At 65.2% G+C, this 13,158-nt stretch carries 20 protein-coding genes; all 20 read right to left on the reverse strand.

All coding sequences use genetic code 11. The annotated features are described in order from the left end of the window. Window positions 1–2: 2 nt before the first annotated feature. The gene (locus AC1RGU_RS10635; protein WP_492696371.1) at window positions 3–2,267 is read right to left on the reverse strand and encodes a hypothetical protein; all 2,265 of its coding nucleotides are present in this window, start codon (window positions 2,265–2,267) and stop codon (window positions 3–5) included. Between the two features lie 8 nt (window positions 2,268–2,275). After that, window positions 2,276–2,569, reverse strand: a complete 294-nt coding sequence (locus AC1RGU_RS10640; RefSeq protein ID WP_492696372.1) for a hypothetical protein — start codon at window positions 2,567–2,569, stop codon at window positions 2,276–2,278. Next, window positions 2,566–3,075, reverse strand: coding sequence for a hypothetical protein (locus tag AC1RGU_RS10645; RefSeq protein WP_492696373.1), 510 nt, complete (start codon window positions 3,073–3,075; stop codon window positions 2,566–2,568). Before AC1RGU_RS10645 ends, AC1RGU_RS10640 begins: the two co-directional genes overlap by 4 nt. Next, a complete protein-coding gene (locus tag AC1RGU_RS10650; protein WP_492696374.1) occupies window positions 3,072–4,034 on the reverse strand; it encodes a hypothetical protein in 963 nt (320 codons plus the stop codon). Before AC1RGU_RS10650 ends, AC1RGU_RS10645 begins: the two co-directional genes overlap by 4 nt. A gap of 73 nt (window positions 4,035–4,107) precedes the next feature. Continuing rightward, a complete protein-coding gene (locus AC1RGU_RS10655; RefSeq protein ID WP_492696375.1) occupies window positions 4,108–4,698 on the reverse strand; it encodes a hypothetical protein in 591 nt (196 codons plus the stop codon). Continuing rightward, window positions 4,695–5,027, reverse strand: coding sequence for a hypothetical protein (locus tag AC1RGU_RS10660; RefSeq protein WP_492696376.1), 333 nt, complete (start codon window positions 5,025–5,027; stop codon window positions 4,695–4,697). Before AC1RGU_RS10660 ends, AC1RGU_RS10655 begins: the two co-directional genes overlap by 4 nt. Further along, window positions 5,024–5,875 (reverse strand): hypothetical protein, encoded by an 852-nt coding sequence (locus AC1RGU_RS10665; protein WP_492696377.1) that lies wholly within the window; start codon window positions 5,873–5,875, stop codon window positions 5,024–5,026. The genes AC1RGU_RS10660 and AC1RGU_RS10665 overlap by 4 nt, the downstream gene beginning before the upstream one ends. Window positions 5,876–5,880: 5 nt before the next feature. After that, window positions 5,881–6,096: a helix-turn-helix transcriptional regulator gene (locus tag AC1RGU_RS10670; protein WP_492696378.1), complete on the reverse strand. Its 216-nt coding sequence runs from the start codon at window positions 6,094–6,096 to the stop codon at window positions 5,881–5,883. Window positions 6,097–6,240: 144 nt separating this feature from the next. After that, window positions 6,241–7,095 carry a helix-turn-helix domain-containing protein gene (locus AC1RGU_RS10675; RefSeq protein ID WP_492696379.1) on the reverse strand — a complete coding sequence of 285 codons (855 nt, stop codon included), beginning with the start codon at window positions 7,093–7,095 and terminating at the stop codon, window positions 6,241–6,243. Further along, window positions 7,092–7,403 carry a hypothetical protein gene (locus AC1RGU_RS10680; RefSeq protein WP_492696380.1) on the reverse strand — a complete coding sequence of 104 codons (312 nt, stop codon included), beginning with the start codon at window positions 7,401–7,403 and terminating at the stop codon, window positions 7,092–7,094. Before AC1RGU_RS10680 ends, AC1RGU_RS10675 begins: the two co-directional genes overlap by 4 nt. A gap of 29 nt (window positions 7,404–7,432) precedes the next feature. Continuing rightward, window positions 7,433–7,738 (reverse strand): hypothetical protein, encoded by a 306-nt coding sequence (locus tag AC1RGU_RS10685; protein ID WP_492696381.1) that lies wholly within the window; start codon window positions 7,736–7,738, stop codon window positions 7,433–7,435. 2 nt (window positions 7,739–7,740) lie between these two features. Next, window positions 7,741–8,520, reverse strand: coding sequence for a hypothetical protein (locus AC1RGU_RS10690; protein WP_492696382.1), 780 nt, complete (start codon window positions 8,518–8,520; stop codon window positions 7,741–7,743). Then, entirely contained in the window at window positions 8,510–9,529 is a 1,020-nt protein-coding gene (locus AC1RGU_RS10695) for a phage replication protein O (RefSeq protein ID WP_492696383.1), read from the reverse strand. The genes AC1RGU_RS10690 and AC1RGU_RS10695 overlap by 11 nt, the downstream gene beginning before the upstream one ends. Then, window positions 9,522–9,734 carry a hypothetical protein gene (locus AC1RGU_RS10700; RefSeq protein ID WP_492696384.1) on the reverse strand — a complete coding sequence of 71 codons (213 nt, stop codon included), beginning with the start codon at window positions 9,732–9,734 and terminating at the stop codon, window positions 9,522–9,524. Before AC1RGU_RS10700 ends, AC1RGU_RS10695 begins: the two co-directional genes overlap by 8 nt. After that, window positions 9,731–10,003 carry a hypothetical protein gene (locus AC1RGU_RS10705; protein WP_492696385.1) on the reverse strand — a complete coding sequence of 91 codons (273 nt, stop codon included), beginning with the start codon at window positions 10,001–10,003 and terminating at the stop codon, window positions 9,731–9,733. Before AC1RGU_RS10705 ends, AC1RGU_RS10700 begins: the two co-directional genes overlap by 4 nt. Continuing rightward, window positions 10,000–10,497: a helix-turn-helix domain-containing protein gene (locus AC1RGU_RS10710; protein WP_492696386.1), complete on the reverse strand. Its 498-nt coding sequence runs from the start codon at window positions 10,495–10,497 to the stop codon at window positions 10,000–10,002. The genes AC1RGU_RS10705 and AC1RGU_RS10710 overlap by 4 nt, the downstream gene beginning before the upstream one ends. Window positions 10,498–10,507: 10 nt before the next feature. Continuing rightward, on the reverse strand, window positions 10,508–10,789 hold the full coding sequence (locus AC1RGU_RS10715) for a hypothetical protein (protein ID WP_492696387.1): 282 nt from the start codon (window positions 10,787–10,789) through the stop codon (window positions 10,508–10,510). Window positions 10,790–10,891: 102 nt separating this feature from the next. Then, window positions 10,892–11,551 (reverse strand): hypothetical protein, encoded by a 660-nt coding sequence (locus AC1RGU_RS10720; RefSeq protein WP_492696388.1) that lies wholly within the window; start codon window positions 11,549–11,551, stop codon window positions 10,892–10,894. 78 nt (window positions 11,552–11,629) lie between these two features. Beyond that, window positions 11,630–12,883 (reverse strand): tyrosine-type recombinase/integrase, encoded by a 1,254-nt coding sequence (locus AC1RGU_RS10725; protein WP_492696389.1) that lies wholly within the window; start codon window positions 12,881–12,883, stop codon window positions 11,630–11,632. A gap of 87 nt (window positions 12,884–12,970) precedes the next feature. Next, window positions 12,971–13,138 carry a hypothetical protein gene (locus AC1RGU_RS10730; protein ID WP_492696390.1) on the reverse strand — a complete coding sequence of 56 codons (168 nt, stop codon included), beginning with the start codon at window positions 13,136–13,138 and terminating at the stop codon, window positions 12,971–12,973. Between the last annotated feature and the right edge of the window lie 20 nt (window positions 13,139–13,158).

The raw sequence follows: 13,158 nt of genomic DNA on the forward strand, positions 1-13,158 counted from the left end.
GCTCAGGCCATGCCGATGCCGCCGCTCAAAATGTGAGCAATTCCGCGATCGGAAACGTTTTGGCCGACCGTCTCGGGAATGTTCACCTGCACCGGCTCGCGCCCGACGCCGCTGCTCAACGAATTAAGCGGCGCGGCCGGGTCTTTCACTTCCGGCGCGCGCGGGATCGCCAGCGGCACCGAGGACGGCACGGCCGCCGACCGAACGGGCGGCACGTTGTAGGCGCCGCTCGGCACCGCCGTGGTCCTGCCGACCTTGTAGCCCTCGACCTTCTGCATCGCGTCCATGATGGCCTCACGCTCGGCCGGCGTGTACTGATTCATGGGCTTGTTCTTGCCGCCCGCGGCCGCCAGAACCGCACTCTGATAAGCAGCCGTGTTGTTCTCGCTCGGCGGCGCGTAGCGGGCGATCGCGTCGGTGAGGTTCTTGTCCTTGTAGTTCATGTTCTCGAAGATAAGCGCCGACTTTGCGGCTCGGCCGGTGGCGTAGTCGGGGAAAATCGCGAAACGACCATCCGAACCGATGGCCCCATGTTTCTGAGCGAAGCCGCCTGCCTTCCACTCGATGTTGCCTGGGTTGTTGTTGCGCCAGTTGCGCGCCCCATCCTGCCGCGTCACCGAGCCGTCGGCGTTCTGCGTGACGTTGTAGCCCGCGCCGGTCGCGAGCACCTTGTTGATGCCGACGCCGGCTGCGCCGCCCGCGGCGCGCGCACCACTTTGCAGAGCGCCACTCGGCGCCCCGGCGGTAGTTCCGTTGCCGCGCGCCACGTCGTAGCCCGCCTTCGCCTGGGTGGCCGCCGCCGCGCCCGCGTTGTAGGCCCGCTTCACGGTGTTGGGCACCAGCGCCGCGGCACCACGGCCAGCCGCATCGAGCGCGTCAGCGCCATAGCCCTTCGCCGCCGACCAGCCGGCCGCGGCCATGTTCTTCGTCTTGCCCCAGGCCGCACTGGCCGCATCGCTCACCGCGCCCGCCGCACTGCTGACGGCGCCTTTCACATCGACGCCGGTCTTTTCCCTGATCCGGTCGTTGACGGCGTTGCCCGCGTTCGTGAGGGTTGTACCTACGGCATCGAGCCCGCTCTTCGCCGCGTCGAGCCATTCGGACGCCTTCGAGGTGACGGTCTCCCAGGCCGCGCGAGCGTCGCCCGCCAGCGAGTCCCAAGCAGCGCCGATCGCCGCGGTCGTGACTTGCCACGCCGCGAGCGCCTTGCCGGGCAGGTCCGCGTCGACGAGGCTCATGGTCCACTCGCCCACCTTGTCGCCGAACTTCTCGCCCAGCAGGGCACCACCGACGCCGCCGAGGAATGCGCCGACGGCCGCGCCGATCGGACCGACGAACGCGCCGAGCATCGCCCCGCCCTTCGCACCCGCTAGACCTCCCGCCAGCATGCCGCCGGCCTCGCCGACGCCCTTGTACTTCTCTTCACGCGACCCGCCGCCGAAGAGCGATGCCAGCGCACCGCCGCCGGCCAGGAGCGCGCCGAGCAGCGGCACCTTGCGCAGCAGTCCGCCGCCGCCCTTCATCAGCGCCTTGCCTTTGCCCATGAGCGCGCCCAGCACCCCGCCCGCAGCGCCGCCGCCGGCCGCACCGAGCAGGCCGCTCAGGAGGCCGCCGCCACCGCCCAGGCCGAACAGGCCACCGCCCCCGGCTACCGCCACGCCCTGCGCGCCGTTCTTCTTCGACGGCGTGAGCGCCTTCAGGAAACGGCGATACCACACCTCTTTCTTGCGCTCGGCGGTCCGCCCGAACATGAAGGTCAAGCCGCGGCCAAGCGGCGCCACGACATCCTTGATTTCCTTCGCCGCGTTGATCGTCGGGTCGATGTTGTCTGCCGCCGCCAGTGAGCCTGCGAGCTTCCCGACCGAATCGGACAGCTTGCTCATGACGCCATTGCCGCCGCGCTCGCCGCCGCCGGCCGCGCCACCGGCACCACCACCGCCGGGCCGCTGGCCGCCGGCAACGAAACGCCCGCTCGCCGCACGTGGCTGCGTCACGACCACGCTAGCACGCGCGCCGGAGCTGGCGCGTTGGCTGGCCGAGGTGCGGTAGCCGGTGCTCACGGGCGCGCGCGGCGTGGCACCGGGCCGGCTCGTACGCATAGTCGTGGCGACCTGAGCGCCCACGGCGCGGCCGATCGCGCGCACATCCGAGCGGATGTCCTTCAGGACCGCGTAGCTCTGGCCTTGCAGGCGTGCGAGGTCGCGGCCGTTTTCGATGATCTCGCCAACCAAAAAACCTTGGAGATCAGCCTTGTATCCAGATGCCATGTTGATTCTCAATGTTGGAGGCGGCGCGCGATGGCCGCGAGGAAATCGGTGTCGCGATCCGGCGTTGAAGCCAGAGGCCGCGCCACGGGCCGATCGACAAGCCGCGGAGCGACCCGCGTGGGACCGGGCTGAGCGACCCGCGCTCTTTGGGCTGCGATGTGCGCGTCGAGCGCGTCCCAGCCCTCCGCGGCGCGCCGCAGAGCCAACTCGATCACGTCGTCAATCGCCTTCCCCCGGGCACGGTGTGCAGCCAAGGCGATCGAGGCGGCGCGGGCGCGTTCGAGTGCGGTGTTCGAGCTCATACAACATCCGACTCGTCAGCGCCGTCAAAGACCTGTACCAGCAGGCCTTGGCCGGGTTCAAGCGCGTCCAGGCGGGCGTCGTGCGTGGCGTTCGGTCCGGGGTCCGGCGCAGCAGGATCATGAAGATCGGCATGCGTCAGCCAGACGTAGAACACCACGCTGACGCCCTCGCTGGTTTCGAGAACGACGAACTGGCCGAGCACCGGCTGCACGTGGCCCTCCGCACCGTCGAACTGCACGCGCATGCAAAGGGTCGGCTCCGATTCGGCATCGATGGCGCCCACGGCCAGCGCCAGATCGGTGGCATCGGGATCGACGATCTTGAAGCGCACGGAGCCGCGGCTGATGAACTCCGGCTCCGCTGCGTCGGCTTCGGCCCACGACTCGGGATCGGCGTCATCGAAGGGTTGACCGTCGGCATTCAGTGCGATGCTTTCCAGCAGTTCGGCCGTCAGGGCGCGCACCTCATCGGTGGGCTCGGCATCGTATTGATCGGGGGTGTTCATGCGTTCTTTCCTTGAGCTTGAAGAAGGGCCACCAGCGCGCGAGCGATGGCGGCGCTGTTGGTGTCGCGCTTTTCCGCAAAGGCGGCCATGGCGGATCTGATATCGGCAGCGCTGGCCTGCGGAGGCAGCCTTGCGCCACGCTGGTCGGGGCGGACCACGATGCGGCGCGCGTTCTTCGGCAGCATGCGCTCGGCATCGGCCTGCGTGACCGTGAAGGTGCGGGGCTTGGCCTTGCCCGGCATGTCGATACGAGCGCGATCGGCTTCAACCATCTGCGTCACACGCTGGCGCATCCCGACGCTCATTTGAACGTCCGTCATCACCCGTGCCAAGTGCTTGCAGCACGCGCCGTCCAGCGTCGGGTTGGTCAGCTTCGGCAGGCCATGTTCTGCACGGCCCGCAACCCAGCCCCCAGCCGTCGCGACGAAGCGCAGGAAGTAGCGGAAATGCTGACAGTCGCACTCAAACCGCAGCGGAGACTCCTTCATCAGCCACTGTGCAGCCTGCGAAGCTGTTCCAGGCCGCGACAAGGCAGCCGAGTACAGCGCGAACTCCACGTTGACGTGATGCCGCGTGACCTTGGAGTTCGGCCCCGAATCGGTGACGAGGTGCACTTTGCCGGCCTGAAGCCGGACGGGCATTGAATAGCGGATTTCGGCCTTCGCACGATCGATATCAATCGACCGCGACAGGCCCAGCGCCTCTTTCGCGGTCAGGCCCTGCCGGGCCTTGTCACCAAGGGCTTCGACTTCCCTCTTGAAGTGAGCCAGATCGGCGGGCGTGATGAGGCGGGCGCCGGCACCACCGAGCCGGGTCGTCAGCATACGCGCGGGCGACAGCTTGCCCGCGACCTCGCTCGGCTGAAGGATCGTGCGCGCCGCCCGTCGGCTCTCCAGCTCGTCCTGACGGAGGCGATTCAACGCCGAGATGGCGTTGCCGATGCGCGGGGGCGTCGTCATTGACTTTCCCCCTCGGCGCGCCGAACCGGGCAATAGCCAATTTCAAAGATTTGGCGAAAAAACTTAGCAAAACTTAGCATTGCGCGTCCTTCTCATGTGTCGCTTGGGTCACCCCAACGGCGGCCAGGAGCGCGCGTCCCGCCAGGGTTTTGCCGGCGGCTTCGATGAAAGCAGCACGTGCCGCGAGCCCGCGTTGCTCGGCTGCCAGATGGGCCTGAAACTTCGCTTGCGCACGTGCGCGGACGGCCTTGCCTTGTGTGGTGTTCGCGTGCTCACGGGCGTACTCGGCGCAGCAGGATTTGCACTTGGACTTGACGCCGCCGCGCCCGCCGCGGCTCGGACTGAAGTGATGCAGCGCCCATTCGAGCCCGCAGCCAGAGCAAACCTTTGACGTGACTTCCTCCTTTTCGACCGTGCCCCGTTCGAGTTCGGGCGGCGGGACGTAGGCCAGCACCGAGACATATCGACCTAGTTCGCGGGCGTACACCATGTTCCCCTTGGCGTACAGGTCGCCCCAGTACTCGCGCGCGCGCTCGCGCAGCGCGGCAAGCTCCTCGGGCGTCTGCGGCTCCTCCGCCTTGATGCGACGGGGCTTGTAGGGGCCACGCGCCACGCCGGACTGCGAGCCGCGCTTGCGGGGTTCGGTCGGGCCGTGGATCGTCATGCGTTGGCCTCGGCGACCCGCGATTCCATGCGAGCGTGCTCCGCGCGGGTCGCGGACTGCTCTTCCTCGATGGCCCGAACTTGGGCTTCGAGCCACTCGGTGGGGCTCGCGCCCTCCATCGCCACCAGCGCAGCACGACACAGAAAGCTCTCCATCGCCGCCGCGTCGGTCAGGTGGCGCAGTTGATGAGCCGCGCTCTTCGCCAGCGACCGCAGGCGCTTGTTGCGGCGGGCAGCCTGCACATCGGCGATCACCCAAACGTGCGCCTCATCCGCGCCCGTGGCGCCGAGCGGCACGCACGGGAAATAGCGCTCGCTGACAGCGTTCATGCCGGTTCCTGTTCGGCGGCGGCACGGGCGTTGATCAGCGCTTCGAAACCGAGGCCCACGAGCGGCGTCACATCGGCCTCGTTCGCCAGGAAGGTCCGCAGCGGCGTGATCTGCGCGTCGATGTCATTGATCCTCGCCCGGATCGCCGCCTCTTGATCTGCGGGTGCCTGAGCGGCGGGGCGGAGTTTGAGGATTTCTTCGGCGGTGAGACCGGCCGCGACAAGGTTGGCGTGCCGCTGCTCCGCGGCGTGCGTCATGGTCGAAGCGCGGCGCGCCGCGTCGATGCTTTCGACGCAGCGCGTCCTCTCGCTCGCCAGGGCGCCAATGCGCGTCGCCACTGCCCGGCGAAGGGGCGTCAGGCGTTCGATGCGCGCCTTGTGTCGGGCGTCATGCCGCGCGCGATCCTCGCGAACCGAGGCAATCTCGTCATCGACCTCTGCCGTCATCCGGTCGAGGATCGCGACAACCTGCTCGGCCGTGACGGCGGTCGGATCATCAGCAGCCAGGATGGCCTCGGCGATCGCGCTGCGGAAGCCCGCGACTTCGAGCAGACGCGTGCGCTTCAGATGCAGTTGGCCGGCCACGAGCTGCACCCGGTCGTTGATGAAAACAAGGTCAAGGGCATCGACCTGGGCGGCCGTCAGTTCGGCGGAGGTTGCGAGCGGACTGCGGGCGAAGTTCTGCATGGCGTTGAGCTTTCGGGTTGAGAGCGGGCGGAGGCGGTCGAGGACGAGGTGGCTGGTGGTCGGGCAGAGAGCCCGGTCGAGGGGCTTGTCGGGGCTGGCAGGTGCCTCGGCGTTGAAGCTCAGGCGCGCGACCTCAAGCAGGCTGGCAATGGCTTTGTGCATGCGCATCAGGCCCCGTCGGTCGCGGGCTGCGGCTGATGAAGGCCGGCTGCGATCAGGGCTTGCACGTCGCTCTTCCGGTAGCGCACGAGGCGGCCGCCGACTTTGACGAAGGGCAGCGTCACGCGATTGGTCGAGCGCCATGCGGCGAGCGTCGCGGGTTCGACGCCGAGGACGGCCGAGACCTGGGCTTCGTCCAGCAGAGGTTCGATTGATTCATCCATGATTTCTTTGGGTGCGGAAGTAAGCGGAACCAATACGTTATTTGCGGGACCGTGCGCGGAGGGGTGCGCTTTTCCAAACCGGGCGGGCGGGCGATCGGGGGCGCTGTAGGGGCGCGTTCGGAAGACAGCCCCCCCGCAGGTGGGTTAGGCCTCGTCGCCGAGCGCAGCAAGCTCGCGAGCCAAGTCCGCGTCGCGGGCGTCGTGCAGGCGGATCGCCGTGCGCGCGTCCGCCAGTGCGGCTTCGAACTCTCCGGCGAGACGCTGGAGGCTGGCGCCGCCACGCATGTTTACGAAGGCGCCGTGGTTGTGCCGAACGAAGGCGCCGAATGCTTCGAGCAGCGCATCACCGCTTTCAAGCAGGCCGCGCACGTTGCCCGCGTGCGGACCGATGAGGCGCTGGTGCCTGTCGATCTCGCTGACGGTGATCTCGGCCACGCGCTCCAGCATGCCGCGCACGCCCCGGAGAACGGCATGACGCGCGCCGGTCGAAGGATCGCGGTCGGGCTCGTGGGTCTCGCCCATGATGTAGTCGATGCTCACCCCGTAGAGACGAGCGGCCTTAATGACTTCAAAGATCGGCGGAAGGCGGCGCCCCATCTCCCACAGGTTCACCTGCGCAGGCGTGCGGTAGCCCAATGCCGTCGCCGCCTCGGTCTGCGAGAACCCAGAAAGCGCGCGCGCGCGATTCATGCGCGGTCCGACGACGCAGCGCAGCTTTCGGCTGGCATCTCCGCGAGGATCGCGCGTGGCGCTAGCGTCGATCGAAGCTTCTCCGCCGTCGTCATCGGCAGCGTTGTTGCCCTCCGCAACGTCGTCGTTCGATGCCGGCCCCGCCGTGCGGCGCCCCAGGGGAAGCAGGCCGACAAAGACATTCCCGATCACCGCGGCGGCTTCGCCGTCGAAATCAGGCAATTTGATTGCGGGGGCAGCAGGAATCTCTACTGCAACAGCGACGGGTGCGTGCGCGATGGCGGGGATGGTGTCGCTCGCGAGCGTCATGCCGCACCGCCTTGGATGACGCCGAACAACGGCACGTGAGCGCGGTGCAGGTTGGCCGCGAACTCGGCGCGACTTTGGTGATCGGGGCAGTACGCGCCGTCATCGGCATGCTTGGCGGCCGTGCACAGGTTCAGGCAAGGCCCATCAACCTCCGCGTCCCAGTCAGGGCCGGAGTCAGGGGAATAGCTGTCGCAATTCAGGCACATCCGAGAGCGGTGTACGAAGGCTGCGCCACCGTCGCGCTCGCCGAGGTGGTCGATGATCGTGAGCGTCAGGATGTGATGGGTTCGAGACTTCAAGGTGGTCATGTGTTTCCTCTTTGCTGGGTGGTGCTGGATCAAGCGCTGGTGCGGCAGCGGGCTCGTTCGAGCAGGGCCTGCGTCTCGAAGCCGGTGATCGTGTCGCACCACTCGGCACGTGCCTGACTCACAACGTCTTGCAGGCCGGTGCAAACGGCGTCGATGTCGCGGGTGTCGATGACGAACACGTGCAGCTTCCCGTCGGAGTCGCGATGCCGAACAACGACGCCGCCGCCAGCGGGCGTGGAATGCATGCTCATCGACTGCGCGGGACGGCCGTGCTCCAAACGGGCGTCGGGACTAAGGAGAATGGTGGTGATTTTGTGAATCGGTACGTCGGTCATGTTTAAGTTCCAGCAACGTTGAAAGAGATGTCGCTGTATGCCGCGACGCGCGCTGCGGCGCCGGCCTTCAGCGCAGCGGTGCGCTCGCGCTCGATTTCGTCGGCGCCCTTGCGAGGCTTGACCTGCTCGGCGCGCATTTCTGCCAAGCGCTCGCGGGCCTTCAAACGCGCCGCGCGGCCGGTCTCGGTCTCACCCTCGGGCGCGGGCAGCGCGAGCATGTCGTCGAGCCCTATCGGCGCTTCGAGCAGCAGATCGCCGGACACTCGCCCGGCTTGCACGTGCGGCAGCAGCACGCGATTGCGCTCTGCGCTGTCATGCCCCAGCGTTGCGGACCACTTCGGCGGCACACGGTCTTCGCGCGCCTTCGCAACGATTCGCGTGTAGGCCTCTTTGAACGCCATCCGGGCGCCCACCTCATCGCCGCCGAGCAGCAGCGGCCGGGCGATGCCCAGGGCTTCAGCAGTCTCGTCGGTCCACACGAGGGTCTGCGAGTCGTCGGACGAGCGGAAAGCCATGGCCCAGGCCTCTTCGGCGCCAGGACGGCCGTCGTCGGCCACGATGCCGATGATCTGCGCGATCACATCAGCCGGCATGGGCAGGAACTGGCCGCGCTTCGGGTCGCGGATATGCGCGTCCAAGCCGGCCCGAACCTCGGCCAAGGGGTAGGCCGCCAGCGCCCGGAAAAACATCGCCTTCTGGCCCGCCGTGAGCAGCGCAGAGCCTTTCAGGCCCCACACGTCGTTGAGCAGTTCATCGAACTCGCGGAAGTCTTCACGCTGCATCAATGACCTCCCCGTCGTTGGCCGCCTTGTCGCCGAACAGCAGCCGCTCTGCGTCGGCACCTGATTGCGCGTCAGCAACGGCGCGCTGCTCGTCGGTCAGTACCGGTGCCCGGCCGGCGGCATGCGTCGCACCGCGCTGGCGTTGGAGCACGAGCTGCTGCCACTTCTCGCGCAGCTTGCCCGGCGACAGGATGTTGGTCTGCCAAAAGCCGTCCTTGTTCGCCCATCCGAAAAGCTCGCAGGCCTCGCGATGGGTGCGGCCATCCTGCCCACGCATCAGCCGCATGTCGTTCGCCCACGCGTCCCAGTTCGGCTCTTTCATGGTCGGGTCGATGACCTTGATGCGCGCCCACATCCACCTAACCGCCTCATGGTCGTCGTCGGTCCCGTGGCGCCTCCTCGGCTTTGCGCCCTTCCCGGACAAGTCAGCACCGTCCGGACTTTGCTCGGACGAGGGAGACTCTTGCCCGTGGTCGTGTACGTGATCCTGTGCATGATCTTGTTCATGCTCTTGGCTTCGAAGGGCCTCCGAAGGGGCTTCGATGGGGTATGCGTTGACCTTCAAAGCCCCTTGTTCGAGATCGTCGATTTCTGCCATCGCCGGCAGGTGAAAGGCAACGGCATACAGGCGGTGAAATGCGCGGCGGAGGCTTTCCGACGGAACGGTCGACCACTCGCGCAGCACGGCCTTGGTGCGCTTGTCGGCCGGCGCCAAAGTGGAGCCGATCTGTTCCGGCGCCATGTCATGAACGAACACAACATCAGCCTCCGGATCGAAAGTGCAGTACCCCGCTTCGGAGAGGCTTGCAAGGGCCTTCGAAGCCCCTTCGAAGGGGATACCGGTGTCTTGCGCCACGTAAGCAATCGGGCAGTGGTAGAGGCCGATCAGGTTGGCGTGCGGACCAGTCTTCAGGTACAGCGCAACGACCTGTGCGAACGGATTGCCGCGCAGCGACTTGGCAAGCGGCGTGATCCAGAACTTGGACGGCACGATCGCGTACTCACGCATTGGCACCGCCAATCTGCGCCAGGAGTAAGGCGCGTGCGTGATCGAGATCGTCCAGCGGGACAATCCGGCCGTGGTGGAGCGTGTACAGGTGCGTCGCGCCGTCGATGCCGGTCTCGGCGGTCAGTTCAACTCCAGCCAACGCGTAGCGCGCAGCCATGGTGTCGAAGCACTTGCGCTCCAGTGCAGATTCAAGGAGGTGCTTCACAGGCGAACTCGCTTCCGCGCCTTTGCAACCTCGGCGCACGCCTGGGCGCGATCAACGAATGCGACTACTTCGTCAAGGCTGTAGATGTGCCGGAACCAGCCGACATGGGAGATCAGGAAGCGTAAACGGCCGTCGCCAGTCGCTTCGAGTTCGAGGCAATGCGCGTGCTTGCGAAGGCGCTCACGCAGCGTCACGAACTCGCCTTGTTCTTCAACAGTGAGCCGCAACTCGACCTTGCCAATCAGATGAGCGTAGGTGGTCGGGCTCATTTCTTCGAGCTGTTCATCAGCGTGGCCGGATCGTTCGCAGCGCCCCCGAAGTCGAAGCCGATCTGACCTTGATCGCCGAGTTCGTAGAAGGCGCAGCGGGGGTGAGACCAACCATCGGCATCAACGATCGTGACCCAAGTGGTGCGGATGTCGTGCCCAAGCTTGCGCAACTCGAAAACACGAGTCGGCACTTGGTAACAGCCGTTGTTGCGAAAGAAATAGCTCGACTGCCCGCTGGTCGCCAGCACCGAGAGCACAAACGCGCGCTGCTCCGCACAAGACATGGCCCTTGTCGTGGCGCCGAGGAATGCCGAATCATTCGCCGCAGCCCTCGGGCGACCATTGGCCCGACGCTTGCTCGGCACACTGCCGGTTTTCTTGGTCGGCTTCGGGGCCGCCTTCTTAGCGGCGGAGCAGCCCTTTCTTTTTCTAGGACGGAACGTGAGCGGCAGGCTTCCAAGTGCACCTGCGAGCACAATGTTGAAGGACTTCATGGGGAGTCCTTTAAGCCAAAGCAGCGGCGCCAGCAGGCTGGAGGTAGCGGAGCAGCTCAGCGGCCTGCTCCTGACGTTCTGCCATCAGCGCGCGGACGAGTTGACGAGTCTGGTCGTCGCCCCAACCGGCGGCCCGCGCGCTGGCAAGCGCATTGACCTCCACTTCGAGGTAGCCACCGCCCGCGATAGGCTCAGGCCACAGGCCCTCCTTGCGGCGAAGGAAAAGAGTAGCGCGACACATGTCTTGCGTCGCGAGCACGTCTTTCGTCTTGATGATTTTCTTGATAGCCATGATCTTGCCGTTTCAGACGCTTTTGAACATGGCCGAATCTTTTTCCGGCTACCCTCCCCCTGCGCAACCCTCCCCCGTACCCGAAGTTGGGGGGCCCCGCCCCTACTCTGCGGACTCTCCGCGAAGAGCCTCCCAAGCCTTGTCAAACACCTTGCTTCCTGCCCAGATCGTCTTGTTCCCAACCATTTGGCGGACCTGTGCCTTGACTCCCGATTTGCCGGAACCGTTCTTCGGGAGCGCCCCCATGTCGGGATAACCGAGTTCCTTCAGTACACCGAGGATGGCCGCCTTCCGCTGCTCCGGGCGAGACGCGACCACCGACGTAGGCATCATCAATTCCACCGTGGACCTAGGTGTCTTCGCGGCGGCGTCTTCACGCTCAAAGGCGTACTCGGACTTCAATCCCATCGCGCCCAGCCAGCGCGCAATCTCGGCACGCGCAAAAAGCTGCTTTTCAAATTCACCATCCGTGCCGCGAAACCATTGCGGGGGTTGATAACCCCCGTAAAAATCAAATAGCGTACTTACCAGTGCGGCGGCCCATGCGGCCATCCCGCGCTGAAGCTTGAACCCTTCTGCAGTCAACTCTGGCTGAGTAATCATGGCAATCGCGATCCGATGCCCTTCCTTCAACAGCTTGTGCATCGGAGCAGCTCTATGAGGGGCGGCGTCCGGCGCTGCCGGGTCCATCCCCACGACCAGTGCAGCAACCTCCAGCGCGGTGAACTCGGCCGTGTTGTCCCAATGACTCAGGTCTTCCAATTTTTCGCTCCAGCTCGTCTATTTTTCGCTACGTGTTGATCAGAGTTTGTGCTGCCACGCACGCGACGCAGTGCTGATTCAGCTTGCGATGCCGGTTACAGCACGCCTTTCGCCGATGCTCGCGACCTTCGAGGTTCGCACTTCGGTGTCGCAAAACACCGCCCAGCTTGCCATCAAGGTGGCCCGCTTGGCGAACATGTCGCCGCGCCTGTAGGCTGCCTCGACCTTGTTCTCGATAGTGTGTGCCAGAGCCATTTCAGCAAGCTCCCTAGGGAAATTCGTACGTTCCGCCGCCCAGTCACGGAACGTTGAGCGGAAACCGTGCGGTACGGCATCAACCTTCATTCGCCTCATCACAGCCGAGAGGGTCATGTCGCTTAAAGAGGTACCGCGCGCCCCAGGGAAAACAAAGTCGCTGCCTTCCATCTTGGGCATCCCCTCAAGCAGCGCAATTGCTTGCTTGGCAAGCGGCACCCGATGCTCACGTTTTCCCTTCATGCGCTCCGCCGGGATGACCCACATGCGCGCCTCTATGCTGATCTCAGACCACAGCGCACCACGAACCTCTCCAGATCGAGCGGCCGTAAGGATTGCGAACTCCAACGCTCGGGCACCCATGCCGTTGATTTTGCGCAACGCGGTCATAAATGCGGCCATCTCGCCAACAGGCACGGCTGCATGGTGCTCGACCTGCGCGATCTTTCCGGGCTTCGCGAGCAATTGGTCGAGGTGGCCTTTCCATCGAGCCGGATTGTCACCAGTGCGGTAACCCCTAACGGTCGCCCAGTCGAGCACCGATTCGATGCGTCCACGCAGGCGCGTCGCCGTCTCTGTTTTTTCGCGCCAGAGCGGCTCCAAAATCTCAAGTACGTGCGCCAGCGTAACGTTGGACACCAGCAATTTGCCTACGACCGGTCCGGCGTACGTATCAAGCGTGTTTTGCCACTGTTGCCGATGCTTCGGATTGCGCCACTCCGCTTCCCGGCTTTCGATGTACGAAGTAACGCATTGCTCGAACGTCTTGTGGCTAGCGCGACTCGCCAAGAGCAGATTCGCAGCCTCGCGTCGCCGCTCGATGGGGTCAACGCCTTGCTCAACAAGCTCTCGCGCATCGCGCGCCTTGCGCCTTGCGTCTCCCAACGGCACATCCGGGTAGCCACCGAGCCCCATGTCGCGGCGCTTGCCGGCGATTACTACACGCAACACCCATGTTCGGGCACCAGCCGGGGCAACTTGCAGTTGGAGACCAGCGACGCCGCCAACCGCATGCAGCCCTGGTTTTCGTAGGCGGCTGACCTCAATGGCAGAGAGTTCACGGGATTTCTTGGGCATCTATTTCCTTCCAACTTCTTACCCAACATACCAGATTTTGTTAGAACAGACGAAATTGAACAGAAATAGACATGCAAGAGTCCACTCTCATTGAGAGAGCGTCATGAAAATGAGCAACTTCAGGCATGTTTGAACATCCAGAAAGCGGACGCCTGCTCCGCCAAAACGATGCCCCAGTAGCTGCCAAGCTGCTGGGGCTTTTTGTTTGTTGGGCACCCGCAATGGGTCTGCCTGTGCCTTGCGGACATCGGGCATGCCGTTGCCCGACCTCCTCC

It is taken from the genome of Variovorax sp. GW823-FHT02B07, from assembly GCF_058797695.1.

Coding starts and splice junctions, on each gene's coding strand:
- AC1RGU_RS10635 (WP_492696371.1), bottom strand. CDS start 2,267: ATGGCATCTGGATACAAGGCTGATCTCCAAGGTTTTTTGGTTGGCGAG.
- AC1RGU_RS10640 (WP_492696372.1), bottom strand. CDS start 2,569: ATGAGCTCGAACACCGCACTCGAACGCGCCCGCGCCGCCTCGATCGCC.
- AC1RGU_RS10645 (WP_492696373.1), bottom strand. CDS start 3,075: ATGAACACCCCCGATCAATACGATGCCGAGCCCACCGATGAGGTGCGC.
- AC1RGU_RS10650 (WP_492696374.1), bottom strand. CDS start 4,034: ATGACGACGCCCCCGCGCATCGGCAACGCCATCTCGGCGTTGAATCGC.
- AC1RGU_RS10655 (WP_492696375.1), bottom strand. CDS start 4,698: ATGACGATCCACGGCCCGACCGAACCCCGCAAGCGCGGCTCGCAGTCC.
- AC1RGU_RS10660 (WP_492696376.1), bottom strand. CDS start 5,027: ATGAACGCTGTCAGCGAGCGCTATTTCCCGTGCGTGCCGCTCGGCGCC.
- AC1RGU_RS10665 (WP_492696377.1), bottom strand. CDS start 5,875: ATGCACAAAGCCATTGCCAGCCTGCTTGAGGTCGCGCGCCTGAGCTTC.
- AC1RGU_RS10670 (WP_492696378.1), bottom strand. CDS start 6,096: ATGGATGAATCAATCGAACCTCTGCTGGACGAAGCCCAGGTCTCGGCC.
- AC1RGU_RS10675 (WP_492696379.1), bottom strand. CDS start 7,095: ATGACGCTCGCGAGCGACACCATCCCCGCCATCGCGCACGCACCCGTC.
- AC1RGU_RS10680 (WP_492696380.1), bottom strand. CDS start 7,403: ATGACCACCTTGAAGTCTCGAACCCATCACATCCTGACGCTCACGATC.
- AC1RGU_RS10685 (WP_492696381.1), bottom strand. CDS start 7,738: ATGACCGACGTACCGATTCACAAAATCACCACCATTCTCCTTAGTCCC.
- AC1RGU_RS10690 (WP_492696382.1), bottom strand. CDS start 8,520: ATGCAGCGTGAAGACTTCCGCGAGTTCGATGAACTGCTCAACGACGTG.
- AC1RGU_RS10695 (WP_492696383.1), bottom strand. CDS start 9,529: ATGCGTGAGTACGCGATCGTGCCGTCCAAGTTCTGGATCACGCCGCTT.
- AC1RGU_RS10705 (WP_492696385.1), bottom strand. CDS start 10,003: ATGAGCCCGACCACCTACGCTCATCTGATTGGCAAGGTCGAGTTGCGG.
- AC1RGU_RS10710 (WP_492696386.1), bottom strand. CDS start 10,497: ATGAAGTCCTTCAACATTGTGCTCGCAGGTGCACTTGGAAGCCTGCCG.
- AC1RGU_RS10715 (WP_492696387.1), bottom strand. CDS start 10,789: ATGGCTATCAAGAAAATCATCAAGACGAAAGACGTGCTCGCGACGCAA.
- AC1RGU_RS10725 (WP_492696389.1), bottom strand. CDS start 12,883: ATGCCCAAGAAATCCCGTGAACTCTCTGCCATTGAGGTCAGCCGCCTA.
- AC1RGU_RS10730 (WP_492696390.1), bottom strand. CDS start 13,138: ATGCCCGATGTCCGCAAGGCACAGGCAGACCCATTGCGGGTGCCCAAC.